General features: G+C 62.9%; 25 protein-coding genes and 2 pseudogenes. 4 read left to right on the forward strand and 23 right to left on the reverse strand.

The features are described 5' to 3' along the window. Positions 1–323: 323 nt before the first annotated feature. From GO986_RS20640 to GO986_RS20665, 7 genes and pseudogenes are all read right to left on the reverse strand, one after another. Positions 324–920 carry a transposase gene (locus GO986_RS20640; protein ID WP_198170876.1) on the reverse strand — a complete coding sequence of 199 codons (597 nt, stop codon included), beginning with the start codon at positions 918–920 and terminating at the stop codon, positions 324–326. A 185-nt stretch (positions 921–1,105) separates the two neighbouring features. Then, a pseudogene (locus GO986_RS23585) lies at positions 1,106–1,234 on the reverse strand (IS5/IS1182 family transposase); the annotation flags it as partial. 30 nt (positions 1,235–1,264) lie between these two features. Beyond that, positions 1,265–1,450: pseudogene (locus GO986_RS20645) on the reverse strand (transposase); the annotation flags it as partial. A gap of 457 nt (positions 1,451–1,907) precedes the next feature. Continuing rightward, positions 1,908–2,903 (reverse strand): tyrosine-type recombinase/integrase, encoded by a 996-nt coding sequence (locus tag GO986_RS20650; protein WP_157461410.1) that lies wholly within the window; start codon positions 2,901–2,903, stop codon positions 1,908–1,910. Between the two features lie 273 nt (positions 2,904–3,176). Further along, the gene (locus GO986_RS20655) at positions 3,177–3,569 is read right to left on the reverse strand and encodes a hypothetical protein (RefSeq protein WP_157461411.1); all 393 of its coding nucleotides are present in this window, start codon (positions 3,567–3,569) and stop codon (positions 3,177–3,179) included. A 111-nt stretch (positions 3,570–3,680) separates the two neighbouring features. Continuing rightward, entirely contained in the window at positions 3,681–4,433 is a 753-nt protein-coding gene (locus GO986_RS20660; protein ID WP_232337935.1) for an IS6 family transposase, read from the reverse strand. A gap of 120 nt (positions 4,434–4,553) precedes the next feature. Then, positions 4,554–5,123 (reverse strand): hypothetical protein, encoded by a 570-nt coding sequence (locus GO986_RS20665; RefSeq protein ID WP_157461412.1) that lies wholly within the window; start codon positions 5,121–5,123, stop codon positions 4,554–4,556. Between the two features lie 84 nt (positions 5,124–5,207). On the opposite strand from GO986_RS20665, the gene GO986_RS20670 reads away from it, so the two are divergent. Further along, positions 5,208–5,429, forward strand: a complete 222-nt coding sequence (locus GO986_RS20670) for a helix-turn-helix domain-containing protein (RefSeq protein WP_157461413.1) — start codon at positions 5,208–5,210, stop codon at positions 5,427–5,429. A gap of 371 nt (positions 5,430–5,800) precedes the next feature. Here GO986_RS20670 and GO986_RS20675 read toward each other — a convergent pair whose 3' ends face one another. From GO986_RS20675 to GO986_RS20690, 4 genes are all read right to left on the reverse strand, one after another. Further along, positions 5,801–6,106 carry a hypothetical protein gene (locus GO986_RS20675; RefSeq protein ID WP_157461414.1) on the reverse strand — a complete coding sequence of 102 codons (306 nt, stop codon included), beginning with the start codon at positions 6,104–6,106 and terminating at the stop codon, positions 5,801–5,803. 151 nt (positions 6,107–6,257) lie between these two features. Further along, complete coding sequence (locus tag GO986_RS20680) at positions 6,258–6,716, reverse strand: hypothetical protein (RefSeq protein ID WP_157461415.1); 459 nt, start codon at positions 6,714–6,716, stop codon at positions 6,258–6,260. A gap of 7 nt (positions 6,717–6,723) precedes the next feature. Beyond that, positions 6,724–7,194: a hypothetical protein gene (locus GO986_RS20685; RefSeq protein ID WP_157461416.1), complete on the reverse strand. Its 471-nt coding sequence runs from the start codon at positions 7,192–7,194 to the stop codon at positions 6,724–6,726. Next, positions 7,191–9,230: an alpha/beta hydrolase family protein gene (locus tag GO986_RS20690; RefSeq protein WP_157461417.1), complete on the reverse strand. Its 2,040-nt coding sequence runs from the start codon at positions 9,228–9,230 to the stop codon at positions 7,191–7,193. The genes GO986_RS20685 and GO986_RS20690 overlap by 4 nt, the downstream gene beginning before the upstream one ends. Before the next feature lie 223 nt (positions 9,231–9,453). Here GO986_RS20690 and GO986_RS20695 point away from each other — a divergent pair, with 223 nt between their 5' ends. Then, positions 9,454–10,317, forward strand: coding sequence for a hypothetical protein (locus tag GO986_RS20695; protein WP_157461418.1), 864 nt, complete (start codon positions 9,454–9,456; stop codon positions 10,315–10,317). A 112-nt stretch (positions 10,318–10,429) separates the two neighbouring features. Here the strand turns inward: GO986_RS20695 and GO986_RS20700 are convergent, their stop codons facing one another. Beyond that, positions 10,430–11,269 (reverse strand): hypothetical protein, encoded by an 840-nt coding sequence (locus tag GO986_RS20700; protein ID WP_157461419.1) that lies wholly within the window; start codon positions 11,267–11,269, stop codon positions 10,430–10,432. A gap of 128 nt (positions 11,270–11,397) precedes the next feature. Here GO986_RS20700 and GO986_RS20705 point away from each other — a divergent pair, with 128 nt between their 5' ends. Further along, positions 11,398–12,456: a hypothetical protein gene (locus GO986_RS20705; RefSeq protein WP_157461420.1), complete on the forward strand. Its 1,059-nt coding sequence runs from the start codon at positions 11,398–11,400 to the stop codon at positions 12,454–12,456. A gap of 11 nt (positions 12,457–12,467) precedes the next feature. On the opposite strand, the gene GO986_RS20710 is transcribed toward GO986_RS20705, so the two are convergent. From GO986_RS20710 to GO986_RS20735, 6 genes are all read right to left on the reverse strand, one after another. Further along, the gene (locus GO986_RS20710; protein WP_157461421.1) at positions 12,468–12,905 is read right to left on the reverse strand and encodes a hypothetical protein; all 438 of its coding nucleotides are present in this window, start codon (positions 12,903–12,905) and stop codon (positions 12,468–12,470) included. After that, the gene (locus tag GO986_RS20715) at positions 12,898–15,165 is read right to left on the reverse strand and encodes a uracil-DNA glycosylase (RefSeq protein ID WP_369409509.1); all 2,268 of its coding nucleotides are present in this window, start codon (positions 15,163–15,165) and stop codon (positions 12,898–12,900) included. The genes GO986_RS20710 and GO986_RS20715 overlap by 8 nt, the downstream gene beginning before the upstream one ends. A 118-nt stretch (positions 15,166–15,283) precedes the next feature. Then, a complete protein-coding gene (locus GO986_RS20720; RefSeq protein ID WP_157461423.1) occupies positions 15,284–15,886 on the reverse strand; it encodes a hypothetical protein in 603 nt (200 codons plus the stop codon). Positions 15,887–15,949: 63 nt separating this feature from the next. Then, positions 15,950–16,363 carry a hypothetical protein gene (locus GO986_RS20725; protein WP_157461424.1) on the reverse strand — a complete coding sequence of 138 codons (414 nt, stop codon included), beginning with the start codon at positions 16,361–16,363 and terminating at the stop codon, positions 15,950–15,952. A gap of 26 nt (positions 16,364–16,389) precedes the next feature. Beyond that, positions 16,390–18,444 (reverse strand): NAD-dependent DNA ligase LigA, encoded by a 2,055-nt coding sequence (gene ligA / locus GO986_RS20730; protein ID WP_157461425.1) that lies wholly within the window; start codon positions 18,442–18,444, stop codon positions 16,390–16,392. Positions 18,445–18,462: 18 nt separating this feature from the next. Next, positions 18,463–18,804 (reverse strand): hypothetical protein, encoded by a 342-nt coding sequence (locus GO986_RS20735; RefSeq protein ID WP_157461426.1) that lies wholly within the window; start codon positions 18,802–18,804, stop codon positions 18,463–18,465. Between the two features lie 354 nt (positions 18,805–19,158). Between GO986_RS20735 and GO986_RS23610 the strand changes: the two genes are divergently transcribed. Beyond that, complete coding sequence (locus GO986_RS23610) at positions 19,159–19,821, forward strand: PadR family transcriptional regulator (protein WP_157461427.1); 663 nt, start codon at positions 19,159–19,161, stop codon at positions 19,819–19,821. Between the two features lie 316 nt (positions 19,822–20,137). Here GO986_RS23610 and GO986_RS20745 read toward each other — a convergent pair whose 3' ends face one another. The 5 genes from GO986_RS20745 to GO986_RS20765 all read right to left on the reverse strand — a co-directional run bounded on the left by GO986_RS20745 (position 20,138) and on the right by GO986_RS20765 (position 24,847). Beyond that, positions 20,138–20,491, reverse strand: a complete 354-nt coding sequence (locus GO986_RS20745) for a hypothetical protein (protein ID WP_157461428.1) — start codon at positions 20,489–20,491, stop codon at positions 20,138–20,140. Between the two features lie 160 nt (positions 20,492–20,651). After that, complete coding sequence (locus GO986_RS20750; protein WP_157461429.1) at positions 20,652–20,834, reverse strand: hypothetical protein; 183 nt, start codon at positions 20,832–20,834, stop codon at positions 20,652–20,654. A 563-nt stretch (positions 20,835–21,397) separates the two neighbouring features. After that, positions 21,398–22,195, reverse strand: coding sequence for an XAC2610-related protein (locus GO986_RS20755; RefSeq protein WP_157461430.1), 798 nt, complete (start codon positions 22,193–22,195; stop codon positions 21,398–21,400). Positions 22,196–22,247: 52 nt separating this feature from the next. Beyond that, positions 22,248–23,543 (reverse strand): hemolysin family protein, encoded by a 1,296-nt coding sequence (locus tag GO986_RS20760; protein ID WP_232337936.1) that lies wholly within the window; start codon positions 23,541–23,543, stop codon positions 22,248–22,250. A gap of 11 nt (positions 23,544–23,554) precedes the next feature. Next, the gene (locus tag GO986_RS20765) at positions 23,555–24,847 is read right to left on the reverse strand and encodes a hemolysin family protein (protein ID WP_157461432.1); all 1,293 of its coding nucleotides are present in this window, start codon (positions 24,845–24,847) and stop codon (positions 23,555–23,557) included. Positions 24,848–25,451: the final 604 nt, after the last annotated feature.

The following is a 25,451-nucleotide window of genomic DNA, read 5'->3' on the forward strand; positions in this document are numbered from 1 at the left end:
TAAACGGCCATGGCGGCGGGCGACGGCGAGAGCATTGAAGGAAGTGGGGCGTGACTCAGGCCACTGACTCGCCCGGCGCGGCGGCCCCTCAGGCCGGTGAACTGTAGACTGGCATCTTGCAGTTTAGGTTTGAAGAGGCGAACAGGCGCGCTGAAGGGCGTCGAGCGCATTCAATTCCAGCAGGGAGGCCAGGCGACGCACCTCAGCCACACACGTACGGTTCTGGCCAGGTTGCCCTCAGTGGGGCCAGGTGTCTGGGGGCCGCAGAGGCAAGTCAAGGTCCTCGACATGACGCAGAAGAAAGGCGAGGCCACAGAGACGCCCTATTGGCTGTGCTGGGCAAAGCGTTCGAGGCCAAACCGACCTTTGATGGTTTTGAAGAAGGCTTCAATACGCCAGCGCCGTTTTCCCAGTCGGGCTAGGTCGACGCCACCCAGATTGAGGTTGGACATCACGAACCGCTGCTCCGGTTCTTTATCCCTGTACAACCAGACCCAAGAGATGTACATGGTCTGGTGCAGCCCTTTGGGCTGCACCAGGCTTCCCCGTACCATCAGGTCGCGCACCTGTCGTCCATCGGGGAGTCGGCGGGTGCAGCGCACATCAATCACGATGTCCAAGCCGCGGGCCAAGACGCCCTGAATGAAGTCAGCACGCTCGAAGCCCCCGTCTGCATGCAGACGGGGGCGACGCTTTCCAGCGAGCAACTCCTGGGGCACGGTCCGCAGCAGATTCAGGGCCAGCTGTGCGGGGGACGGTGTGCCCTTCCCGCGCCACACCTGAAACGCCCACGGCAGCTGGAGCGTCCCACAGCACACGTACAGCACGACCAGAGGCACGCCCCGAACACTGTGATACGTGTGCATCCAGCTGGCAAGTTCGCTGAACTTGCCGCTCTTTTCCAGACGGGTCAGATCCACGAGCAGATTTACTCGGGGCCGCTGGTGGGGTGCCCCCGCCAGTGATCACGGAACGTCGCCAAAGCATGCTCGCACATCACCCGGCAGAACTGTCGGGTGTTCCACGTGGCGTGATTCAGAAACCGACTGATGGCTGAGGGGGATTTCACCGTGGCCCGCACAGGCAACGGTGCGCCCGACCCACCCAGCAGATGACGCTTCCGTCTGCTGACCTTTTTGCCACCATCGTACCCGCGCGGCCCACCCGCTTCCGTGGTGTCGACCGATTGGCTGTCAATGATGCCCGCGCTTGGGGTGAATTCCCGCCCTTCGCGCACTTGAACCAATTCGCGCAACTTGGTGTGTCACGCTTGCCAGACGCCTTGCCGTCTCCAAAGCCTGTGAGAGTAGTCGATCGTTTGCCAAGGGGAAGATCGTGAGGCCGTAGCCCGCCAGGTGATGCCTCCGCGGAAGACAGAGAAGATGCTGTCCAGCATTTCCCGCAGAGACCACTTGCGGGGTCGACTCACAACAGATTCAGGAGGGAAGAACGGCTGAAGGACGTTTCACTCGGTATCGGTGAGCTCGTTTGGGTCCAGACGTCGCGTCATGCGTGCACCACCTCCGTCCCATCATCCCTCTATTCCACAGGCTAAGCAAACCCGCGCCAGTACGTTTTTCAGACGCACTTTAAGAGGAGCTGGCCATGCCAGGGCGGGGCACATAGGTGTGTCCGGCGCAGGCGGCAGCGAGGCAATTGAAGACCCTACCCTGTTTGCTGAGAACAATGAGGTATATCAGTTGCTTAGCAAGCAGATATGAACCCCCTGCTGAGGCCTACTTCACCGAGTCATCGCTATATTTAAAGTATAGGCGTAAAAAATAAGTCTTAATTAACTTATTACAGAAAAAAGATTTTTTCTTGCCGTCTGGGACGGGTGATTTCGATCTGCCTCACAGAAAGCCCAGGAAGGCCCTTCCGAGATGTTTTGAGTACTTTACTGCCCTTCACCAGCCAGCGACATCATTCTTCAAATCGTCAGCGGCTAACTGCGCATACCCCTTACGGGTGGTATCGATAGATGCGTGACCCAGGTGCGCTGCCACTCGGCCAAAGTCCTGAATCTGCTGAAGCAGGCGTGTCCCAGCATACTTTCGCCCTGGGTGAAAGCCTCGGAACGGTACCCCAGCGCGCTCAAACAACCGACCCAGGTGATACCGAGCCGCCTGCTGAGTGCCGTACCGAAAGACCAAGGTCGCGGCCCGGTCCCTGGGTCGGTACCGGGCGTGTTCCGGCCCGCCCGGTCCATAGAGAGTTCGGAAATGCCGGGCGGCCCGGGCGAGCCGGACGCTCATCGTAACGCGGCGCGCTTTCCGGCCTTTACCGGACCGCACGTGAAGGCGCCGGGCCATTTCATCAAGGTCGGTCCATTCCAGGGCCAGGGCCTCACTGATCCGTAAGCCGGCGTGGGCAATCAGAAACAGGAGGAAGGCAGTGTGTTCATCAGCATGGTGCAGCACGTCCACAAGTTCCTCCTCGGTGTATGGAGGCCGCTTTTCAAGGCCAGATGTGGGGTCACGGGGAATTCGGACCTCACGAAATGGATCAGCTTCGGTGGCGCCGGCCCAGCGCAGGGCGCGGTACAGTGTGGCGGCGGCGGCGACTTTGAGTTGGACGCCCGCCGGTTGTCGGCCAGCCGCCAGCATGGCCTGCACGTACCGCTGTGCGTCGTGCCGGCCTGGACGCAGCAGATTGAGAGCCTGATCGCCGGCATAGGTTAGAAATTGCCGCCCCCCCAGCGTATAGGCTTCGACGGTCCGGGGACTGGTCAAGACGCCGCTCTTGCCGTGCTGGGTGAGATAGGCACGCATCAGACTGAGGAGCGTGTCGGTTTCCTTGCTGGCGGCGGCCTGCACCGCACGGCGGCGCAGTTCGTCGTCGTGAAGGTTGAGCCAAGTGTCGGCGTGGGCGAGCGCGGTGCCCTGATAGTGGACGAGGGGCATAGCCTCAGACATGATGTCTCACGATACAACCTTTTCACCTAAGCAGCCTTAGGTGAAAAGGTTGTATTGACGCACCGAGAGGATCGAGCTTGAGCACCTCACTTGGGTCGGTCCCCTTCTCTAAAGGGATGGAGGAACTGTAAATACCGCACACCAGCGGCGGCGGTGAGTTGGCGTTGATGCTGTTTGTTCCGCGGAGGAGTCAGGTCTGGCAAAGCAGAGAGGGGAAGCTGTCGTTTCAGGGCTTCTTGATGCTGATTGGTCGTTAACCGCTTAGGACACCGGTGCTAAGTTGCCCATCACCGGCCGGGCAAATCGGCGAACAGCGTCAGTCCAGCCTTGGTCTAGGCGCCTCTTTGTGCGGGGGCCATGCTCATCCCAGAAGGTGTGCAGCAGAATGATATTTCCAATGAGGCTGAGGCCGTCCAGGGTGGGGTTCTGCACCAGCATGTTTCCAACATTACAACTGCAGGCCAACAGAACCATCCCCAGGCGCCGAAAGGGCGACGCTTTCAAAGCGGGGGCCATGAGGGTGCTCAGGACTATGCCCAACAGCACAACGCCAAACATTGTTACCCAATCCCACCCCAGGCGCCGCGCGAATGCAAAAGCCTGAGCCGGCACGGCGGCCATCAGCAAGGGGAGAGTCAACAGCGTCAAAGGCATACATTCATCATGAATTACACCAGTCACTCGCACAAGCGGGTACGGTGCCGACTCAGCTTCGTTCGGCGAAGGTGAGGGTGGGTGATTGTTCGTCGGCCTTGACGACATAATTTACCATCGGGGTTCCAGCACCTTGACTTCAGTAGAACCGTCTTGGCTTAGCAGGCGGTTTCCTTCTCGCCAGAGGAGCAATACTGCGGATTGATGGCTTCGTCTGAGGGCGGCGGGGACCGTGGTCCGGGTGTGGCGGTGAAGGTTCGAGACGCGGGCATGCAGGTCAAGGAACTCTTGCGTTCGCTGTCGTCGTTTGAGACCCACTTGGCTTCGCTCCTGCTGCCGTGTGGGTCGATGCGATTGCTCGACCAGGTTGTTACAGCGCGCGGTGGACACCAGCTGAACGTGCTCCACGCCGTGGAGCACGGGGAGTCCTCGGAGCGCCGCCCCGTAGGTCCACAACTTGTCGGTATGGAGAATCTCCGGTACGTCGTATTCCCTCAGCAGGTGGACGAAAAAGGACCTGGCTGCCCGAGTGTCGCGATGTTCCTGAAGCAGGATGTCTAGCACAGCTCCTTCCTCATCCACCGCCCTCCAGAGCCAATGCTTCTTACCACCGATCTCGACGCACACCTCGTCCAGCAACCACCGCGAACCCCGCCGGGGTTCGCGGTGCCGCAGCTCTTCAGTGAGCAGGGGGGCGAATTTGATGTTCCACTGCCGCAGGGTTTCGTGACTGACCTGGATCCCGCGCTCACGGAGCAATTCCTGAACGTCCCGCTGGCTGAGGGGGAAGCGGGGGGAGAGCCGCAGGGCATACCCGATGACGCTCAAGGGAAAACGGTGGCGGTAGGGTTTGCGGTCAGTCATAGCCCACCAGCCTACCGAGCTTAAGTTACCAGAACCCCCCGTAGAGATAGTTCTCTCCCTTGATGGAGAAATTTTGCTTCTATCGCCCTTCTTCCTCTCCCTTTGCATCACATTGACATGTTAAGAGAGACAAAGTGCTGGGAGATCTGTTGGCGTGCCTGAACTCAGAGAGACAGCAGCTGTAGCGGTGTTTCCCTCATGATCCGCAACGTACGCTTGGAAGTTGGCTACTCCGTCGCGCCATCCAGCGATCAACAAAATAGTATGTTCGTCGAACAGCCCCTGCATCTGCCCGTCAGAGAACTGTTCCCGAGCCCACGTATCCGTGGGACATTGAGCCGTTGGATGGATGGTCCAATTGCCACACCAGTCAATCTGTCCGCCCCATATCTCAGCAACGGCCTCAGCCCAACCTAGAGTGAAGCGATCATCCACCGTCAGCAGAGACCGCGTGGACTGCTCGTACCATTGTGGAAAGCCAGCGCTGCTGGCGAGCACCACTCGAAGCATTGTCCCTTCGTGATATCCGAACAGAAGACCGCCACAGATTCGCGCTGGTGAGTGCAGCTGCTCAAAGAGAAAATTGACGACGCTGGCCTGAAGGGAGACGCTGAGCACAGCGTTTTTCGGCCTCAGGACAGTGCCTTTTTGTGGAATTTGCACCATTGCGTGATATTTCAGTGCGCGCATTGTGACAAAAGTGTAGGCCCACGATACTCAAAATGCTAGGTATAGAGTGTAGATTCGTGAGCTTCTGTCAAGCAGTGTGGCTGGATGCCTGCCAGTGCCGCCCGTCTGCGCTTCGCCGCCCATGTGCGGCGCTTGCGGAAACTGGCGCGTTGGTCGCAAGAGGATCTGGGTGATCATGCTGGTATTCATCGCACGTATATCGGGGCCATTGAGCGAGGTGAGGCCAATGTGACACTTGATCACATGCAGCGACTCGCCGACGCCCTACAGGTCGATGTCAGTGAGCTTCTCCAGCCCAGTGTGTAGTGAGCAGTTATGGGCAAGTTGGCGGCCGATGATGGCTTGTAGGCGGCCAAACCGGCATGCCTGGGGACGCCATGCCAATCGGCGAACGCCGCGACCGTGAGCAAATTGCATCGGTGCGGGTGCATGGTGATCAGGGTGTGCAAGGCGGGGTGCAGCGGCGCTGTGGGGATGGGCGCGGCGGGCTGGAGCCGTGGTGGCGGCCCGCCGGGCTTCACCAGAACTCCGAACGATGTGGGTCAGGAGCACCAGGCCTGCCACGAGCATTAGCACGAACAGGGGTGCATGGAGGTGGGGCGGAAGGGTCATGGACCGCAGCGTGCGGCGCGCACGGGTGGCCAGGCAACGTCATCTGAGTGTGCCGTCGCCCAGCGTCAGTCAGCACGCGCCCTGAGGAATACCTGGAGGCGGCTGAGCGTGTATCCCCCTTGGCCGCCGTACTGAATCAGGGTCGTCTCCGCGTCCCGCAGCAGGGTCAGGGCCTCCGCCCAGGTGCTGGGGTCAGGCGGGTCGGGCTGCTCGGGGCCTGCGCCCACCAGGAGGTCCAGTTCATCGGCGCAGTAATGCAGCACGCTCCAAGATGGACGGCCTTCAGGTTCGTCGTCGGCCTCGGCGCGCCAGCGCGCGGAGAGGGCCTGCAAGGGTGCCGGAGCGGGCGTGTCAGGGTGGGGCGTGGACATGGGTCACCTCGTTTGAGGGCAGGATTCGGCGCGCAGGTGTCTGCGCGCCGCGAATGCTCCAGCGCCGACCGGGATGCAGCTCGAAGAGGCCCGGCCAGGCCTCAAGCTGGGCGAACAGTTCGCTGGCAGTCAGGCGCAGCTTCAATAACGGTCAGGGCTCGTCCCAGACACTGGGGGGCGTGTAGAGGACGTCGCTCTGGTAGGTTTTGAGGATCTCCGGCGCGTCTTTGAAGGTGTCGGTTTTCGGCTTCAGCAGGCTGGTGGCCAGCGCGATCTCCAGCTCAGGGTCGCTCCTGAGCCGGAAGGTCCCGTGATACTGCCCGTAATCATCGCCCCAGCGCATCTCCACCACATGGGGCTCAATCAGAGCCGAAAGCTCCCCCAGGACCTGCTCCCGGTTCAGAGGAGAGACGTAGACCCGGGAGCCCCCCTCCGTCACCAGGGGGCCGTAGAACTTCGCCCCGTCAATGAGCTCGAACTCCGGTGCCGACAACCGCTGCAGAATCAGGGCATGGAACTGGTCGGGGCCGAGTGGAGCGGTCTCCTGGGATCCCTCCACTGGCTGGCACGCCACCAGTATCAAAACGCAAAGGCCCAGCCGCCCAATCACGGCGCACTCAGGGCTCTTCCCAGACGCTGGGGGGCGTGTAGAGGACGTCGCTCTGGTAGGTTTTGAGGATCTCCGGCGCGCTTTTGAAGGTGTCCGTTTTCATTTTGACCAGGCTGGTGGCCAGACCCAGAATCATCTTTGGATCGCTCTTGGGCCGGAACCCACCGTGATACTGCCCGTAATCATCGGCCCAGCGCAGATCGACCACATGGGGTTCAATCAGGTCTGACAGGATGCCCAGCACTTCGTCTCGAGATAACTTGGACACATATGACCGCGTCCCTCCAGCGGCTGCGTCAGGGCCATAGAACTTGACCCGGTCAATCTGCTGAAAATCGCTCTGAGCGAGGCGGTCAAGAATGAGTTGATTGAGCTGCTCAGGGGTCAGAAGGGCACTTCCTTTGGTCTGTTGAAGGGTCTCGGCTGGGGCAGGACGGCAAGCCACCAGTGCCAGGGTCAGCAGAATGAGGCGTTTCATTGTCCCCTCCACGACTTCCAGATGATGTCGAGCTGGTCACGAACCTGCTGTTCCACATAGTCTGGCACCCGCACGCCCTGGCGGAAATAGGTGTCGATTGGCGTGGCCTTCTTCGGATAGATCGGGATGCCATAGCCCGTGGACATGGGCCGGGCCGCATAGTCCGTCTCGTAGTGATCCATTTTCAAGACCTTGCTCAGCGCCACGTCATCCGGGTCCAGCGGCAGCGGCGCGGAGCCTTTCATCAGCTCGTTCGCCCGCTTTTTGAATTCGGCGAGCGTCTTGATGGTTTTGTCGGCCGCCAGGTTCTCCACGTGCGACAGCAGTGTGTTGTAGGCGATGTTGGCGTAGACGGTGGCCTCGAACAGGTCGGTGCCTGGATAGAGGCCGACGTTGTTCGCCAGGGTCAGCCGCTTGTTCTCCGCCTGGATGCGCGGATCCTGCGCCGTGCTGTAGTTGCCGGCAAAGACCGTCTTGACGTCCTGCACCTTCTCTCCAGGTTTGGCGCTCAGCGTCCCCTCGTCCCTGAGGCCCTGATCAGCAATCACCTGGAGGTCTTCGCTGAGGTTCTTCTGGCCCCGGATGTAGGTGCTCAGCATCGGGGTGACGTGCCCCGAGGCGATGTTCTCCAGCGCACTGTTGCCAAAGGGCTCTGACGTGCCTTTGTCCCGACTCACCCGGTCAAAGTAGGTGATTTGACCGTCGAGCGCCTGTTGCCCGGCGGTCGGCACGATGTCGCCTTCGACCCGGTAGTGCCGCGCCAGCACCGGATCAGCCTGGCCGGCATTGTGTTGCCGCATCTTGGCCACTTCCGCCTTGTCGATGTTGGCGGCCTGGAAGGTCACCACCGAACCGAAATACTCCGGGTGCAGGGCGGGCACCAGCTGAGCAATCGCACCGCCTAAGCTGTGCCCCGTCGAGATGGCCTTGCCCTTGAGGCGCTGCAGGTTGGCCAGGATGAGGTCCTCGTTCGGCTGCACGTGATACCACCCGACCTGCTTGGGGGACAGGTCGCCGATGATGGTGTCGACCGTCCCCTCAACGCCTTTTTGCCGGGCCTGGGCTTGTTCGGCGACAGAACCGCCCTTTGCCTTGGCCGCTTTGGCCGCGTCATTCCCCAGCGGATCGTACATGACCCCCTCGGTGCCCCGGAAGGAGACGATGGGGTGCGCCCATTTGGCCTTCCCAGGAATGGGCGTGAACATGCGCATCTGGAAGCCCCAGCGGCCCAGAATCAACGGGCCAGCCTTGAAGCCGAAGTGCTTCAGCACCGCCGCCGGGTTGCCGCCCCGGCGCTCATCCACGGTGTCGGCGTTCATCTCCTCGGCCGTCTGGTTGCTGTACACCAGGCCCACGGAAAGCTGCTCTAAAAAAGTATCCAGAGTCAGCGTCTCTTCGTTCATCGGCGGCGGCAGCAGGGCCATCAGGGGACCGCGCTGATTGGCGTCACGGATGAGTTCGCCCAGCGTGGCGCTGAGGGTCTTGCCGCCGTTCTGTTTGGCGTACGCGGCGGCCACGGCGTGACGGTCTTTGGCGGGAATGGCCCCCAGGATGCCCTTGAGAATCGCCACGTCATGGCTGGTGGCGGCGCTGCCCAGGGTGTCCCGGGCCTGGTAGGCTCCCGTCGGATTTCCCAGGCCGACTTGCCCCAGGGCGTGCCGGGTCTCGGTCAGGCGCCGGGTCACGCCACTCGTGATGTCCTGCGCGGCGGCGGGGCCGAGCAGAGTGCCGGCGAGGCCGTTGCTGGCCCCATCCGCCCAGCCGGGAATAGCGGCGCCGTGTTCGCCCAGGTTGGCCTTGACGGTCTGGTTCATCAGCCGCTCGCGGGTGTGCTTCTCGATCCACTCGTTCAGGAAGCTCGCCATCAGGTTGGGCCGACCCGCCATGCCCTTGATCTTGGCCGCGTTGCGCTGCAGCTCCGCCAGAACGTAGGCCGGGAGGGCCGCCGCAGGCTTGACGGCCGGCGTGGCCGCCTTGGTAGGGGTCGCCTGGGACGACGTGGTGGGGGCAGGACGGCGAAGTTGGGTCTCCAGCATGGGGGCTCCTGAGCTCCAGGGTACCGGACGGACGGTCAGCTCGGGGGCACAGATGCGGCGAAAGGCCTTGAGCAACTGTCCATTTTGAGGGAAGAACGAGGTGGATGCTGTGCCACTGGCCAGGCCCAGCACGCTCGCCTGGGCGGCGTGACCGCCCCTTCGGAGCCCAGCCTGACCCCAGCCGCGGTCGCCTTTCTCAGGCGCGCAGCACCACGCGGCCGTCATGGCCCGCTTCGTGAATCCGGCGCAGGCCCCGCTGCTCGGTGACCTGGCCGATAACATGTTCAAGGCGCTGCACGACGCTTTTGAGGTGCACCTCCAGCAGACTTGCCGGGCGCTGCTTCCAGGCTTCAAAGACCCCAAGGGCAACAAGGCGGCCATCTACCTGGAGACGCTGAACAAGCAGCTGGGCGGGGCCGTCATCGACTCGGGCCACGCAACCATCATCCTGGAGCAGTGCAGGAGGCGACACGCGGTGACCCGTGAAGGGGAAGCGCCGAGAGAACCGGTGCGGCCAGCAGCGCAGGCCGGCCGGGGTGAACTCTTTGATGCGTTGCCCTTTTCCCACCAGCACGCGGTGCAGGCCCTGGCCACGCTGCTGTCGGCCACCGCTCACATCGATCAAGCGGCGCGGGGCCAGGTTCAGGGGGCTGAGTTCTCAGCCCATCAGAACCTGTTCGGCGCTGAGCCGCTCCCAGAGACCTGGGCGGCACTGGACCTAAGCGCGGCCGAAGTGCTGCGGTATCCCCAGGTGCTCAGGATGCTGCGCCGGGCGCTGCCGGACGGCTGGGCGCTGCCGTTGCCCGTAACCCTCGAGCATATCGTCCTGTTCATGCAGTTCTGGGCCGCGCAGCATGTGCCGGACGGGGAGGTGCTGCTGGTCGGCCTGGGCACGCCACTGCTGGGGGGACTGTCCTGCGGGGACGTGATCTTCACCCTAACGGACGACCCGGATGCCCTGAAGAACACCACCTTTACAGAAGAAGGGGGTTGGGGCGCGGTCTGGTTCCCAGATGGGCGCGCGGCCTTCTGGCCCCTGACCGAACTGCCCGAGCGGGTCGCCGCCACTTCTGAGGGTGCCCGTTAGTGTTGCCCCTTGGCCGTCACCCGAGTGCGTTCAAAGTCGCGTTGAAGCTTCTGGCGGGTGGCCACCACCAGGGCTTTGAAATCAACCAGCCCCGCCTGGATGTTTTCCGCCGTCACTTCAATGGAGCCAGCGTCTCCAGCGCGCCAGCGGCGCGGTGCCCAGACGGTACAGCGCCGCCCCCTGACAGAGCGTGTTGTACCGGGCGTTCAGGTGCAACTGCCCTTCTGCTGGATGCAGCTGCCGGACCATCAGATACTCCAGAAACGTCGGCTCCCACCGGGCCAGGACGGGGAGCAGGGCTGACCCGTAGAGCCGACTGTACTTCCGGATGGTGGTCCCGGAGGATCTGGGTGCTGGCCCCCTGCAACAGGCCCCGCCCGTAGAGCGCGGGATCCAGAATTAGCGCCGGCCGCACCAGATCGTATAGCCCCTTGGCAAAGCAGATGACCCGGCCCTGTTGTTCCCAGGTGCGCAGACGTCGCCGGGTCTGCTGCAGGGCTGAAGGGGTGTGGGAGCCGTAGACCGCGTCCGCCAGTCGCTCCACGGTCACCGGCCAGGTCGCCTGCCGGGCCAGTTGCCAGTCCATGCTGGTGACTTGAGCGGATTCGGCCGGAGAGCGGCTGGTCTGACTCGGCGCGGGCCAGCGGGGCAAGAAGGCCCAGGAGGGCAGGCCCTGAAGAAACGGCGCGGCGTCCAGCAGGTGAAGCAGCGCCGCAGCCACCCGCGGCTGAGGTCCGCTGGTCAAGACGGGCAAGTGATGACGCTGGGCCCACTGGCGCACCTCAGCGGGGCTGGTCTGTGCCAGGGGCCGCCACGTCACCCACTGATGGGTGCTCACCTCAATCCGCTCGGCGCCGGGGAACTGGGCCAGAATGGCCTGGCCTCTGGGAAGGATGGCCGCGCGCGGATCAAGGTAGATCTGCCGGATGTCGAGGGGAACGCGCGCCACCATAGAGAGAAGAGAACGCGTTTCGGCTCAGGACACCGCGACCTCTGCAACGAAGTCAGGGCCCTCCTTGAGTGCTGCCCCAGACCCCAACCGCCTTAAAAAGCCTCGTTGCGCTCTATGATGGAGGCTTGATGTCGAGCCGCCCCGCGCCTGCCTTGTCCGCTGCAGAGCACCTTCGCCAACTTCGCAAGATCTACGGTCCCCTGAGCCCCGCCTTCGTCGCCGATGAGCTGGCCTGCACGCTGGAGCAGGCTGTGCAGCACCTGTACGGGTCCGCCGCCGCCCAGCACTGCTGGGTCCGCCTAGGGGATGTGGCCAGTCTGGCCGGGGTGAGTGCTTTTGAAGTACGCCAGTGGGTCCACCGCGCCCATCTGCCACTCTTGATCCGCGGGGCACAGCCCAGACCCGCGGCCGCGCTGCTTCACCTGGCGGATGCTGCCTTGCTTCTTCAGGACCTGTCTTGGCCCTTTGCGCATCCCACCTGGGCCTTCTTGCCCCGCTGGCCCGTCCCCTCGCACAAGCGCGGTGCGCCAGCCGAACCCGTTCAGACCACCGAATTGGATTGGCAGTTAGCCCGGCAGGCAGCCTGGCCCATGACCGTGGAGCGCCTGGCCGACGCGGTGTACGGGACCCAGCGTTCTGATCGAGTGCAGCAGACCCGGCGGCTCATTCGCCACTGGGAGAAACAGGGCCGCATCACGTGCTTCGCCAAGGGGCTGTACGACCTGGTGCGGCCAGCGCTGATTCTCGATCCAGCCCTGTACGGCCGAGGGGTGCTCCCCAAAGTCAGCACGCAGGCACTCCGGGACCACCATCCGGAAGTGCGTCACTGGCCTTCCTTTCCCTTGGCGGCCGCCTGGCGGGCGTATAGCCGGTTCTATGGGTCGGCCCTGCTGCCCGTTCTGGCCCGGCGGGAACCGACCTTTCTGGAGTACCTGACCGTCCGGCAATTGGATCCCGCCATCGATCTCCAGCTGAATGCTCAATACGAAGTGCTCTGCCAGGAAACGGCCTTCTACCGCCTGGACACCGCGCCACTGGTCTCTTCAGCGGACTCGATGACCATAGAGGTGACTGCGGAGAACGTCCAGGCCGGCCTGGTGGACTTCAAAGCGCTGGTGGCGGCCACCCGTCAGAAGCTCCAACGCGACTTTGAGCGGAGTCAGACAGCCGCCCAGCCCCAGTGCTAACCGGGCATCATTCAGCTAAGGGAAGGTGTTAATCCCGCCCGCTGCCGGATGGCGGCACGCCACGCCGCCACCTGCGCGGTGGCCACTTCTCCAACTTGTCTCACCGCATCCCCTTGCCCACTCACGACGGCTTGGCGACCCAGGACGGTGCGGCCCCACATCACGGCCACCACCGGCTGACCCCGTTCAGTCATCTGCCGGACACTCAAAGGGCGCGCGGGGTCACGCCGAGTGGCGAAGACGACGTGATCGGCATGCTGGAGCGCCTGAACCTGCCGGTCCATTTCGTCCAGGAGGGCCAGCGCCAGGGGGAACAGTTCCCCCTCTTGAAGATGACTGGCCAGACGCAACTCGTAGGTGCCCCCTCGAAGACCTGGTCTCTCGACGTACAGCATGGACGGGAAGCCTGGAGCATCTGAACGCAGTTGAATGGTGTGAGGCTCAGTCATGGGTGAGGGAGCCCCAGAGGATTGGGCTCAGCCCGGCCTCGGTCAAGGCGGCATTGACCTGTGAAAAGGGCCGGCTGCCGAGAAACCGCGCGGCACTCAGCGGCGAGGGGTGGGCGGATTCCAGCATCACGTGCTGCGAGCCGGTGACCAGCTTGGCCTTTTTGCGGGCATAGGCGCCCCAGAGGACAAACACGACTCGCTCGGATTTGGCATTGACAGCCTGAATGACCGCGTCCGTCACGGCTTCCCAGCCCTGCCCTGCATGGCTGCCCGGTTCGCCGGCACGAACCGTGAGCACCGTGTTGAGCAGTAGCACGCCTTGCTGGGCCCAAGCGGTCAGATCGCCATCGGGCAGCGGTGGCACATCCAGATCGGTCTGCACCTCGCGGTAGATGTTCTGGAGGCTGGGCGGCACCCGCACACCGGGTCGCACGCTGAAGGCCAGCCCATTGGCCTGCCCGCGCCCGTGATACGGGTCCTGGCCCAGGATGACGACCTTGACCTCTTCCAGTGGCGTGAGCCGTAAGGCATTGAAGACATCGGTGGCGGGTGGATAGACCGTGTGGGTGCGGCGCTCCTGCACCAAGAAGTCCTTGAGCTGGTGGAAGGCGGGCGATGCAAATTCTGGCGCCAAAGCCGCTTGCCAGGAGGCAGGGAGGCCTGCCGGCACGAGGGCCTGCGGTGCGGGGACGGGCACTGCCCCGAACAGGTCTGGCTGGCCCACCATGCTCAGGGCCACGGATGCGCGTTTGGGGGCTGGGGGCCGCACCGGTTTCTCCGGCAGTCCCCTGGCCCGCCGCTCGGCTCGCAGGACCGCCTTTTTCCGGCTGCCATGCAACTCGTAGATGCGCCGGGCCTCCTCTTCGAAGAAACTGGTCTGCCGCACCGCCGTAATCCTGGCTTTCGCGCGCCGCGCTGCCTGCACGGCGTCCACGATAGGGGCAGGGTAGGCCAGCCGGCCCGCGCCACTCCAGACCCACGGCTCATGGATGAACTCGGTCGGCACGTCCGCCAGTTCCGGCACCCACCGGCGGATGAACTCACCACTCGGGTCTTGATCGCGGCCCTGCTTGACGGGGTTGTAGATGCGGACCCGATTGATGCCGACCGTGCTGCTCTGCATCTGGACCTGGGCCCAGTGAATGCCAGGTTCATTGTCGAGCCAGTGGTGGGCCAGGGACTCGCCCGGGCGGCGCCAGTGTTGCCAGAGCAGCTGGCTGGAAAAGGAAATGGTCATCGCCCGCATCCTGAAATTGAGCCAGCCGACTTTGTTGAGCATCCGCATACAGGCGTCCTGCAGGGGATAGCCCGTCTGCCCGGCCGCCCAGCGGTCAAAGGCGCCTGATTCGCCTTCTGGGCGCAGGTCGTCGAAGGCCCTGTTCAGGTTGCGGAACTCCATCTCGGGCTCGGACTCCAGGCGCTGGATGAAATGACAATGCCAGTGCAGCCGGCTCTCGAACGACCGCAGCGAGCGCACCCAGCGGGGGTCCGCTGCGGCGTCACCCTTGACGGCCGCCAAGCGCTGCCGGGTGGCCTGGAGTACCTCGCGCAGACTGACGGTGCCAAAGGCCAGCGGCGCGCTGAGCCGGGAGCAGCTGTCCTCAGCGGTGAGGGGACTGCTCATTTCGCGCATGTAGTCCACGCCCCGCACCGCCAGGAAGCTGGCCAAGGTCTGTTCGGCGGCCGCGCGGCCACCGATAGGAATGACCTTGCGATTGGGCCCCAATTGGAGATCAGTCGCGGTCAGCCGTCCCACGGAATCAGTGGCCACGGTCGCCAGCCGGTCCGGGGCGGCCAGGACTGGGGCGCCCATCCGTTCTTCCCAAGTGTCGGCCCACCTATCGCGGTTGCGCAGGCGCCGGACCACGCCGTTCTGAGGCAATTCGACAAACGGCACGCCTTGACTTCGGCACCAGGCATGCACGCGGAGGTCTCGGGCATAGCTGACCCCATTGCCGGTTTCTTCGTGTGCCCAGAGGCCGGCGATGCCCACCGCCTCGAACAGTTCTTGAAGCACCGCCACGACTTCGCCGTGTCGGCAAACCAGCAGGGCGCCCAAAGCCCTCAGCGCCTGGTCCAGCTCGGCCAGGCACTCGTTGAGGTACTGGAGGTGGTGGCCACCGAATTCGGGGTGGTGCAGCTGCTCGGGCTCATAGACGTACAGGGGGAGCACTGGGCCACGGGCAGCCGCCTCCAAGAGCGGCGCGTGGTCTTGAATGCGCAGGTCCTTCTTAAACCAGACGACGTGTACCCCTGACACAGCCGCCACTCTAGAGGGCACTGGGCCATCAGACTGGACGATGGCTCCCAAGCCTTGGACGCGGTCAGGGACGGGTGGTGGCGCCAGGCGTGATCATCCGTCCCAACCTGGCGAGCGTTCAATCCCTGCGCACTCTGTTGGGCCTGGGCGATGTAGTCGGCAGCAGGGCCCGCAGGTGGCCAATTTGCTGCTTTAATCTCCAGACACTGTTGCCAAAGCTCGCCTTCCCTGCCTCACCGAACCGGCTGCGGGTCACCCGGCAGTGGGTCACCGCATAGTTCACGTCGCTCGTGAGCCACTTGAGCTGCTCCCGGACCGACGTCATGCCTGGGGGCACGACCAGCTGCGCCGCTTTGAGTTGGCCCAGGGTGTCGTGCGCCAAGGGCACCCGCTCTGGTCGGCAGGTGGTCAGGGTGGCCTGATTGGTCTGGGTGGCCAGGTCGGCCACGGTGTTGAGCTGCTGGACCACCTGCCGCTGTTCAGCTCTGGAGAGGGCTTCAAAGGCAGGTTGGTCCTGTGCCGTGAAGGCCTGTTCAATCTGGCGTTGGACGCGGGTGCCGTTCTCACCGAACAATAGACCGAACCAGACAATGCCGCCGCCCACCACGAGGATTGGCGAGAGGTAGAGGAGCAGCATCACTGGCATGAGCAAGACCGCGAGGGCACGCTCGCCCGTTGACATGGGCTGCGGCTGGTTCCGGTTTGCGCCTGCACGGGTCATTGGCTGAACTGTACTGGCTCTCCAGACGTTTGTCTCGCCGAGATGCCGCTGCGCGACAGGCTGTTAGAGCTGGTGTGCCTGGGCGTGGATCTGTTGTATGGCCGCCCGGTAGGTTGGGAAGAGCCCGATGGGCCGATTTGGGTTGAGCCAGCGGTGGGTTACAGCGTAGCCGGCTTCTGATGTCACGTCGTTTGGCCAATCGTCGGCCAGGGTGACCGGCTGTCCGGCGGCCGCCAGAAAATGAAGCAGCGGGTCAGGTTCCGCGATCTGCTCTGCTGACACCATCAGGAACTGAACGGCGGGACTGAGGCCTCGCCAGACGCCAGGGCGGACGAGGACCAGATAAAGGTGCTGCGCGTTCTCCTGCTCGCTCAGCCAGCCGGGCACCGTTTCCACCCGCTCTTGAAGTCGGGCCAGCAGCAGGGCCACCGCCGGCGAGAGCGGTGACCCTGGTGATGTGGCGGAGTGGTCGGTCACCCCTCCAGCCTAAACCGGGAGGTGGGTCAGGCGACGGGCGGCGCACCCTTGTCGTTCAGGAGCGCCTCCAGGCCCGCCTCGTCCAGGACCGGCACCTTCAGCTCCTGCGCCTTCTCCAGCTTTCCGCCGCCGTCTTCCCCGGCGACCAGGTAGCTGGTCTTTTTGGTCACGCTGCCGGAGACGCGGCCGCCGTAGCGCTGGAGATGAGCCTTGACGACGTCGCGCGACTGAGACAGGCTGCCCGTGATCACGAAGGTCAGCCCTTCAAGCTGCGCGCCCGCCTGCACGTTCTCGCTGGGCCGGGGGGCAATCCCGGCGTCGGTCAGGCGCTGGATAAAGGCCTGCATGGCAGGGTCGGCCAGACCAGCGACGATGCTCTCCGCCGTTTGAAGCCCGACATCCGGGATTTTGGCCAGGTCGGCGGCTGTCGCCTGCTGCAGTTCGGCCAGAGAGCTGTAGACCCGGGCCACCCGGGTACTGGTGCCTTCCCCGACAAACGGCAGGCCCAGGGCGCGAATAAAACGCCAGAGTTCCTGAGTTTTGCTGGCTTGGAGTTCCGCAACCAACTTGTCGGCGTTTTTCCGACCAACACGTCGAACCGCGCCAGTCGTGGTCTCGCCCATCTCCAAGTGCTCGATCTGTTCAGCCGTCAGGGCATAGAGGTCAGCGGGGTCGTTCACCAAACCACTGGTCACCAGCTGCTCGACCAGCCGTTCGCCCAGACCTTTGATGTCCAGCACGTCCCGAGAGGCGAAGTACCGCACACGTAAGGTGGCTTTGGCGGGGCACACTGGATTCGTGCAGAAGGTGCCGGCGGCTCCCTCGTGTCGCACGGCCTCATGGCTGCACACGGGACAGTGGGTCGGGAAGACATACGGCTCGCTGCCCTCTGGACGCTGCTCCAACACGACTTCCAGCACCTCGGGAATGATGCCGCCAGACTTGTGGACCCGCACCGTGTCGCCCACTCTCAAGTCCAGGCTCCGGATGAAGTCCTCGTTGTGGAGAGTGGCCCGGCTGACCGTGCTGCCTTCCAGCTGCACCGGACGGAGTTCAGCGACCGGTGTGAGTTTGCCGGTGCGTCCCGTCTGAATCGTGATGCGCTCAACCACGGTTTGCTCAACGTCGGCCGGAAATTTATAGGCAATGGCCCACTTCGGCGCGCGGCTGGTGAAGCCCGCCTCGCTTTGCAAGCGCAGATCGTCCAGCTTGACGACGGTGCCATCGGCATCAAATGGCAAGTTCGCTCGGTCGGCGGTCATGGCCTGGTGGTATGCGGCGGCCGCGGGGCTGCCCACGACCCGCTGCGAGTAGGAGCTGGTTGGGAAACCCTGGGCCTCCAACCACTGAAGCACTTCAAACTGGGTCCGCACTTGAACCCCATCGTGCTTCCCGAAGGCGTACAAGATGACGCTCAGGCCTCGCCGCTTGGTTTCTTCTGGGTCTTTCTGGCGCAGCGCTCCAGCCGCCCCATTGCGGGGGTTCTTCAGGAGCGGCCGCCCTTCTTCTTCCGCCGCCTGGTTGTAGGCCAGGAAGGCCGCTTTGCTCATGTACACTTCGCCGCGCACTTCGAGTTCACCCGTCAGGTTCGGCAACTGGGTGGGGATGCCCGGAATCTGGAGGACGTTCGCTGTGACCTTCTCCCCGACTTCACCGTCGCCGCGTGTCGCGGCCCATTGGAGCCGACCGTCCACGTAGTACAGGTTCACGCTCAGCCCGTCGATTTTCAGTTCACACGTGTACGTGAAGGGCTGGCTGCCGATAGGAATGTTCAGGGCCCGCGCGACCCGCTCGTCAAAGCCCGCGAGTTCCTCGTCGCTGAAGGCGTTGTCCAGGCTGGTCATAGCACTGGAGTGGCGGATTTTCTCGAACAGCGTGCTGGGCCGGCCGCCCACAGTCTGAGCCGGGCTGTCGGCCGCACTCAACTCAGGATGCTGGGCCTCAAGGTCGCGCAGTTCGCGCACCAGTTGGTCGTACTCGGCGTCGGGAATGGTGGGGGCGTCTTGTTCGTAGTAGCGCTGGTTGTGTTCGGCCACCTCGGCGCTGAGCTCCTGGTGGCGGCTGTGGGGAGTCTGGGTCATGAGAAGGAAAGGAATGGTCTACTCGCCGCTGAGGTCAAGGTTGTCAAAGGCCTGGGCGAGCACCTCGCCAACCTGCGCCCGAATGGCTGGGGCCTTGTCACTGAACGGGCCGGCCAGGCGGATGTCACCCGCTTTGGCCACTGTGAAGATCACCTTGGTGTCGAGGCCATAGAGGCCTTGCAAGGCGGCCGTCACCTCGTCTTCAAGAGCCCGGATGACGCGGGTCATGTCGGGGGTGGGTTCTTTGACCGGCTTGCCTTTCTCGTAGCGGACGCGGGGGGCAGGCTGGGCCAAGCGGATCTCAATCTGACGCACGAAGGCAGGGGCGTCCGGCGTTACGTCCTGAGCGGATTGGGTCATGGTGGTTTTACCTCTCAGGCATCTTGGCACGTTTGGTCGGTGTCGGCGGCCGGTACACGCTTGAGCGCTCCGCTTGCCTGCGCAGCAGCGTCGTTCTGTCCCGCCATCTGGCCTTAAGAATTAGGTCGCTGTTCTTGTTTTAGGGGCGCTGAAAGCATCCTTGACAACTGGTTCAAGCTCTTGGCGACCATCCGGTGGCTTCTTCTGATGTACTCTCTTTGCTCTACTGATGAATGCTGATGGCAGCAGCTGAGCTGGAGGCGAAGTGACGAGCGGGGCTAGACAAGCTCCTGCAACGCTGATGGTCCCAGGTTCAGTCCACCGTTTTCTCTTCCGTCGTCTTGAGGGGCTCCCATGCGTCAAACCCAGAATCTCCTCCGCGTCCTTCGGCACCTGTCCCAGGTCGAAGGCGAGCACTACTCGTATGGCCTGTCTGTCGCCACTGGCCTCAGCGCGCCCACGGCGTACTACATCCTGAATCAGCTGGTTGCGGCCGGGTATGCGACCCAGCACTGGGAAACAGAGAACGCCTTGGATTCATCGAAACCACCTCGGCAGCTCTTTCGGCTGACGGCGGCAGGGCGCCAGTACGCGGCGAGTCGCCCAACGCCTGCTCCCCAGGTGGCCGGAGGTGACCTAGACACAGCGGGCGTGGCGCCGCTGCCGGCTGTTAGGGAAGAGGCCCAAAGGGGGCCGAGCGGGACGCAGTCAGCAAGCCTCACCAGATCCAAGCAACAATCTCTGAACCTGGTGCAGGCTGTACTGGCGCATCCGCACGCGTATACCGCGTACGGGTCGTATTACGAGGTCATCGCGTTTATCGAGGGTTATCACGCCGGACCTCGCCCCACAGAAACCCGGTGGGTTGAGTTTCAGAGCTGGTTACAGACACGAGTCGGCCAGGGTCAGGGTCAAGTACTGGTGCAGTTCCGACAAGGGCGCCAGAATGACGGCCGAGCCCTTCAGGATCTCAAGGCGTTGTACAGCGCGTTTCTCGCGTGCCCAGCGGCCTCGTGAGAATCCAGGCTTCCTGTGTGCCAGAGGCATGAATAGATCAGCGTTTGGTCCTGACTCCCCATCCAGGGTTTCAAGCGCGGCGTCATGACGTGTTCAGAGGTCCGTCCACAAGCCCCCAGTCCTGGCCGGTCCGATGTTCACAAGGATGAGCATTGGCTCGAAGCACACGCATCGGGATGGACATTCAGCGGCCTAGTTGAGGCTCCTGCTACCGTGCCGGCCCGAGCGTCTTGCCAGGACCGGAGACGAAGGCGCGCGGCCGCCACATACTGCGCCCACTCTTCGTCTGACAGTTGACTGAGGTGCGGCAGCGGGGTCATGCCACGATCCTGGTGCCCGCACAGGTGCTGCACAGTTCAGATGTGACCCACCAGCAGCTTTCGGGGCAGGGCCAGGCAGCCGTGCAGCCACAGCCCTGGCAGCTGGAGGCGCCAGTCGCCTGCGCGTATGCCTGCCGGGCCACGGTCTCGTCACAGAGCGCCGCTGGCCCGTACAACGTGCCGTGGCGGTCTGCGCACGACTCGATCAGGCCCTCTTGCATCAGTGCGGCAAGCGCCGTGGAAACCGTGCCGGATGTCACGTCCGGCACGAGATCGAGCAGTTCCTGTTCGGGGAGGGGCCCGTGCTGCCAGACCGCCAGCAACACTGGCCCGAGGAATGGAATGGACATGCAAAACCTCCTTACGGCGAGAGATCAAAGAATACGCCAAAGGCGGAAAACATGCGAACTATTTTGTCTCTGGCATGTTATCACCCATGGTATTTGGCGGAAAGCGCAGGGCTCAGCTCCCATGCTGGGGGTGTTCCTCCAGCGGCAGGTCGCATGCTCTTCAAACCAGATTGACGGCCTGCTGTGCCTGAATCGTCTGGCCAACATACGTCAGCGAGACGAGCCTCAACGCTTGGGCGAACGTGTCGGGGAGACTGGCGCTGTGCTCTTCCAAGTGCTGACCGGCTGGGTCAACGCCGGTCAGCGCCACGGCCGTATCGACCACGGCTGCGAGCGCGAACATAAACGGCCCGCTGTGCGCGCCGAATGCCGACCATGACGAGATCGGTCCCGAGGCGATCCTAGGCGCTGATCACGACGCGTCAGTCGAGGTATGCCTGAGCCTCAAACACGAGGTCTTGATCTTGTTCGGGTTCGCTCCCAGCGTCCACAGCCTGGTTCAGAAGGTCGTTGATCTACAGGAGGCTAATGCCCTGATCGGTGCAGCTGACAGTGTTAAGGACCATCATGATTGGTTCCCAGGGGTGGCAGAGTTGAAGGTGTGCCGTGTGGGTGCCTCGGTCCTTGGTCAGCTCTGAAGGACGATCCAGCGGCTTGACGGTAGCGTCAGGCATGGTGGTCTGGCAGGGTCAGAGGTCGGCTGTGGCAGCGCGCGCTCCTAGAGGTGAAGTCATTCAGCCGTCGGATGATTTCCCGACTGAACAGGTGCTTCGTCGGCTCGACGGAGGCAGGCCAGGCCTGTGTCAAGTGTGCAGCGAGCCTGACTGGCGTGGCCGCTCAAAGCGTGATACGCACCCCGTCACTGTCAAGTCGCTGATGCGTCTCTACTCTCTCGGCAGTCGACGTCTATGGCCTCAAATCGCGCCGGAGCAACCAGCCGACTGTAGCGCGCCCCTGACCGTTCTTGAACTTCGCGTACGCCCACTCAGAGCGGAGTTCCAGCACCTCGACCTGATCTCCGGCAATCACGTAGCTCCGGCCCACCTTGGCCCCTGGGGCCGGAGCGAAGAATGTCTTGCGGACCACCGTGAACAGTTCAGGCCGGCTGTCCGTACCGATGCGAGCGGGATGGGTGAACACTGGCCGTCCCTGTGAGTCATACCAGGTGTAGTCCCAATCATCGGCAAATTGGGCCTTAGGGTTCAAGTCCGTGGCCCGGCACACGAAGAAATCTTTCTCCAGGGGCAGCGGACACAGCGTCATCACGCGGTAGCCGGGTCCGGATTTGTGCGAATACTGCAAGGTGCGGCTGAGAGGATCGGCGGTCAACTGGCTCATCTCCACGGGGTCCAGCTGACTTGCCCGCAGCGTCTGGTTGGCCTTGTCTACGTAGTAGAGGCGGTAATACACATTGACGCCGCCGTAGCCAATCCCATCGAGGACCGCCAAGTCACTGAGGCCGTCAAAATTGAGGTCTTGAAGGATGACTGGCACAAATTCTTGCTCCAGCCCCTGGCGGCAGGGGAAGGTGCTCAGCACAGATGTTCGTCCAGCGAAGTGCACGGTGAGCTGGCTTGCCTGAAGTTTCAGGCTCAGAGAAAGGCCCGGCTGCACCGCGACCGTCGCGCCACGCTCCGCAGCGGCGCAGGACATAGAGACCGGTGCGGCGCTCGCCGACGCAAGGACCAACAGAGCGGTCAGCATGACGCCAACTGTAAGCGACGGGCGTGGTGAAGGACCACATTCGACTCTGGGATCAGGCTGTCGGCGACTGAGGGGCCAGCTGCACCCGTGTCACCTGCAACCCCTGTACCGCCTTCACTGTCAGCGTCCGCCCCTGAACACTCACCGACGCGCCCACCGGCGGAACAGTGCCGTAGACGGCCAACACCAGTCCAGCGATTGTCGTCACGTCCCGCTGTTCCCAGGGAAACTGGTGATGTGCCGCCAGTTCCGCGAGCGTCACCCCGCCGTTCAGCAGCAGGGATCCATCTGCTTGAACGCTGATCCAGTCGGCGTCGTGCTCCTGCACCGCCAGCACCTCTGACAGGAGATCATCCATGGTCACAAACCCTAGGGTGCCCCCAAATTCGTCCACCACCAGCGCCGCGTGAACGTGGTCCCGCTTGAACAGCGCCAGGAGATCTTCCGCTACGGCACTGGCCGTCACACTCGGGAGAGGACGGGCCAACGCTCCCGCCGTTGCGGTCTGCCCCTGTACCTGCGCCCTCATCACATCCTTGATGTGCAGCACGCCCACCACCTGATCCAGGGTGCCCTCGAACACCACATACCGGCTCCGAGGTGACACAGCCACTTTCTCCACTAGGTCCTGAAGGCGTGTGGTCACACTCACCGCCTCCAGGTGACGCCGTGACGTCATCAGCTGCTCTGCCGTCCGGGTATCCAGTTCCAGGACATTCTGAATCAGCTGCGTTTGCACGGCATTCAGCTGGCCACTGGCCGCGACCTCTCCAGTCACGATGGCCAGCTCTTTACTCGTATAGAGGCTCGCTTCCTCGCCCGGCTCTTTGACCTTGAGCAGCCGCATCAGTCCCAGTGCCAGCGCGCTTAACACCGCCACCATCGGCCGGAAGAGAACGCCGAACACGCGCATCACGGGATTGACACGGACGCTCACGGCTTCTGGTCCCTGAAGGGCCAGTGCTTTGGGAATCATTTCCCCGAAGACCACGTGGAGAAAAGTAATGAAGCTCAGCGCCACCACGAACCCCACAGTGTGTGCCGCGGCGTACGACAGTCCTATCTGTTCGAAAGGATCATACAACCACTTGGCGATGGCCGGTTCACCGTACATGCCCAACCCGATGCTCGCCAGCGTGATGACCAGTTGAGCGATGGCGATGTAACCATCCTTCCCGTTCGGCCGGTCGAAAATCCCCAGCAACCACCGGGCCGCGCCGTTCCCTGAAGCCGCCAGTGTACTCAGCCGTGTGCGCTTGGAGGCCACCAGGGCAAACTCGGCGGCCACGAAGAGACCGTTGAGCACCACCAGCGTCAGAATGACCAATACAGGCGTCAGGACACCCATGATTGCCGCCATCAGCGTTGTCCCTCAGTCAAGAGAAAGCTGACTTGACGTACTGCCCGGCGCTCCATACTCTCCACCTGCAGCCGTACACCATTGGAGCGCACGACCACCTCGTCTCCAGCTTGGGGCAAGCGGCCAAGGTGCTGCCAGACAAGACCGCTCACCGTATCGACTTCTTCCGTTGGGAAGTGAAGCCCGAACTGATCATTCAGGCTCTCCACCAGCACGTCGCCACGGACAAATACGCGCGGCCCCTGCACCATAACTGGGGCTTCTTCATGATCAAATTCATCCTGCATCTCCCCAACAATCTCTTCCAGGGCGTCCTCTAAGGTGACCAGGCCACCAACGGTTCCGTATTCATTCACCACCACAGCACAGTGCCGACCAGATTCTTGGAGCTTGCGCCAGAGGGTGGGCACCGAGATCATCTCGGACACCACGAGGGGCGGCACCATCGCGTCAGCGACCAGCGCCTGAGGCTGACGCCCGGCCATCAGAAAGAGGCGACGGAGATGCACCATCCCCACAATCTCCTCATCCTGGCCGCTGATGACTGGGAATCTCGAGTAAGCACTGTCGACCAGGTGCTTGAGCGCGTCTTCGACGGTGAGCTGAGCAGAGACGGTCACCAGCTTGGTGCGGGGCGTCATGATCTCCCGCACCACTCGCCCGTCAACATTCAGGACGCCGGCGAGCATGTCCCGTTCGGCGGCATCAATCAGACCGCCAGCGGCGCTGTCACGGTAGAGCCCTTCTAATTCTTCGGGAGAGTGGACGTGGGCGTGACTGTGGTCGGCTGTAAGGTTCCACCGCCGCATCAGGGCGAAGGCCGTCCCATTGAAGAGTCGAATCAGAGGTGTGAAGAGCCACTGACTGAATTGCATGGGCCGGAGGGTGGCCAGAGCCAATCGCTCGGGATGGCGGAGGGCGACGGTCTTGGGGAGCAGTTCGCCCAGCACGACCTGCAGGACCGTAATTGCGAGGAGGACGATGAGGAGGGCTACCACTGGACTGCCTTGACCGAACAGCGGCGCGAGGAGGGGCACGAGTTGTGACTGACCGGCGGCCCCAGCCACCAGGCTGGAGAGGGTGATGCCCACCTGGCAGGCCGCGATGTAATGGTCCAGCCTCGCCGGACTACGCAAAATCAGCAGGAGGGCGGTTGCCGGCTGACTGCCCTGCTCAGCCGCGTCCTGCACTTTGGAGCGGCGGGCACCAACGGTGGCGAATTCAGCGGCCACATACAGGGCATTCACGGCCACCATCAGCAGAATGAGGGTGACGGGGAGCAGGGCCCTCAAGCCGCACCACCAGCCTGTGAACTGAAAGATAAAGGGGGAGTCGGGAACCTCAAACTGGGAGGTTCGGCGTTGTCAGGGGTCGGCAACGTCATACCGGGTCAGCATAGGGAGTTCATCTGCCTCAGAGATGAGGCCTCCTTCATAGTCGGACTGGTTTGAGCCGGGGAGGTGGGCATTGGCCTGAAGGCGAAACCGTCTATCCAGCAGTTCTCCTGCTCTTACGCTTTTTCGCTCCATTAAATCTGGCATGTTATCCACTCTCTGATGTACTTGGTGGGGAGCGGCTGCCGATGATGATCGCATTGGGCTCCTCGTTTCCAGCCTTCTGAGCTAGGGACAGCGCGGGCACCGTTCAGGATGCACTGACGCGCTAACAAGTGCCGCCTCTTCGCAAGTGAAAAGTAGTAGTGCAGCAGCTCGGGACGTACTGGGCTGTGACAGCTTCTCCAAAAGATAGAGAGAACTGAAAGCACTTTTCTCCCTGGCTCTCCTTCAAAATGGCGCAGCGGCCTACCTGCCAAGGCATTTCGCCAGTGGCATCAAAAGGTGCAGCAACACTTACCGACTCTGTATATGCAGAAGTTGCTCAAAAGACTCATCAGGC

This window comes from Deinococcus arboris (genome assembly GCF_009755355.1).
Classification (GTDB): domain Bacteria; phylum Deinococcota; class Deinococci; order Deinococcales; family Deinococcaceae; genus Deinococcus; species Deinococcus betulae.

Excerpts from the sequence above, each read along its gene's own strand:
- GO986_RS20650 (WP_157461410.1), bottom strand. The coding sequence starts at position 2,903 with ATGCCCCTCGTCCACTATCAGGGCACCGCGCTCGCCCACGCCGACACT.
- GO986_RS20655 (WP_157461411.1), bottom strand. The coding sequence starts at position 3,569 with ATGCCTTTGACGCTGTTGACTCTCCCCTTGCTGATGGCCGCCGTGCCG.
- GO986_RS20660 (WP_232337935.1), bottom strand. The coding sequence starts at position 4,433 with ATGACTGACCGCAAACCCTACCGCCACCGTTTTCCCTTGAGCGTCATC.
- GO986_RS20665 (WP_157461412.1), bottom strand. The coding sequence starts at position 5,123 with ATGCGCGCACTGAAATATCACGCAATGGTGCAAATTCCACAAAAAGGC.
- GO986_RS20670 (WP_157461413.1), top strand. The coding sequence starts at position 5,208 with ATGCCTGCCAGTGCCGCCCGTCTGCGCTTCGCCGCCCATGTGCGGCGC.
- GO986_RS20675 (WP_157461414.1), bottom strand. The coding sequence starts at position 6,106 with ATGTCCACGCCCCACCCTGACACGCCCGCTCCGGCACCCTTGCAGGCC.
- GO986_RS20685 (WP_157461416.1), bottom strand. The coding sequence starts at position 7,194 with ATGAAACGCCTCATTCTGCTGACCCTGGCACTGGTGGCTTGCCGTCCT.
- GO986_RS20690 (WP_157461417.1), bottom strand. The coding sequence starts at position 9,230 with ATGCTGGAGACCCAACTTCGCCGTCCTGCCCCCACCACGTCGTCCCAG.
- GO986_RS20695 (WP_157461418.1), top strand. The coding sequence starts at position 9,454 with ATGGCCCGCTTCGTGAATCCGGCGCAGGCCCCGCTGCTCGGTGACCTG.
- GO986_RS20700 (WP_157461419.1), bottom strand. The coding sequence starts at position 11,269 with ATGGTGGCGCGCGTTCCCCTCGACATCCGGCAGATCTACCTTGATCCG.
- GO986_RS20705 (WP_157461420.1), top strand. The coding sequence starts at position 11,398 with ATGTCGAGCCGCCCCGCGCCTGCCTTGTCCGCTGCAGAGCACCTTCGC.
- GO986_RS20710 (WP_157461421.1), bottom strand. The coding sequence starts at position 12,905 with ATGACTGAGCCTCACACCATTCAACTGCGTTCAGATGCTCCAGGCTTC.
- GO986_RS20720 (WP_157461423.1), bottom strand. The coding sequence starts at position 15,886 with ATGACCCGTGCAGGCGCAAACCGGAACCAGCCGCAGCCCATGTCAACG.
- ligA (WP_157461425.1), bottom strand. The coding sequence starts at position 18,444 with ATGACCCAGACTCCCCACAGCCGCCACCAGGAGCTCAGCGCCGAGGTG.
- GO986_RS20735 (WP_157461426.1), bottom strand. The coding sequence starts at position 18,804 with ATGACCCAATCCGCTCAGGACGTAACGCCGGACGCCCCTGCCTTCGTG.
- GO986_RS23610 (WP_157461427.1), top strand. The coding sequence starts at position 19,159 with ATGCGTCAAACCCAGAATCTCCTCCGCGTCCTTCGGCACCTGTCCCAG.
- GO986_RS20745 (WP_157461428.1), bottom strand. The coding sequence starts at position 20,491 with ATGTCCATTCCATTCCTCGGGCCAGTGTTGCTGGCGGTCTGGCAGCAC.
- GO986_RS20750 (WP_157461429.1), bottom strand. The coding sequence starts at position 20,834 with ATGTTCGCGCTCGCAGCCGTGGTCGATACGGCCGTGGCGCTGACCGGC.
- GO986_RS20755 (WP_157461430.1), bottom strand. The coding sequence starts at position 22,195 with ATGCTGACCGCTCTGTTGGTCCTTGCGTCGGCGAGCGCCGCACCGGTC.
- GO986_RS20760 (WP_232337936.1), bottom strand. The coding sequence starts at position 23,543 with ATGGGTGTCCTGACGCCTGTATTGGTCATTCTGACGCTGGTGGTGCTC.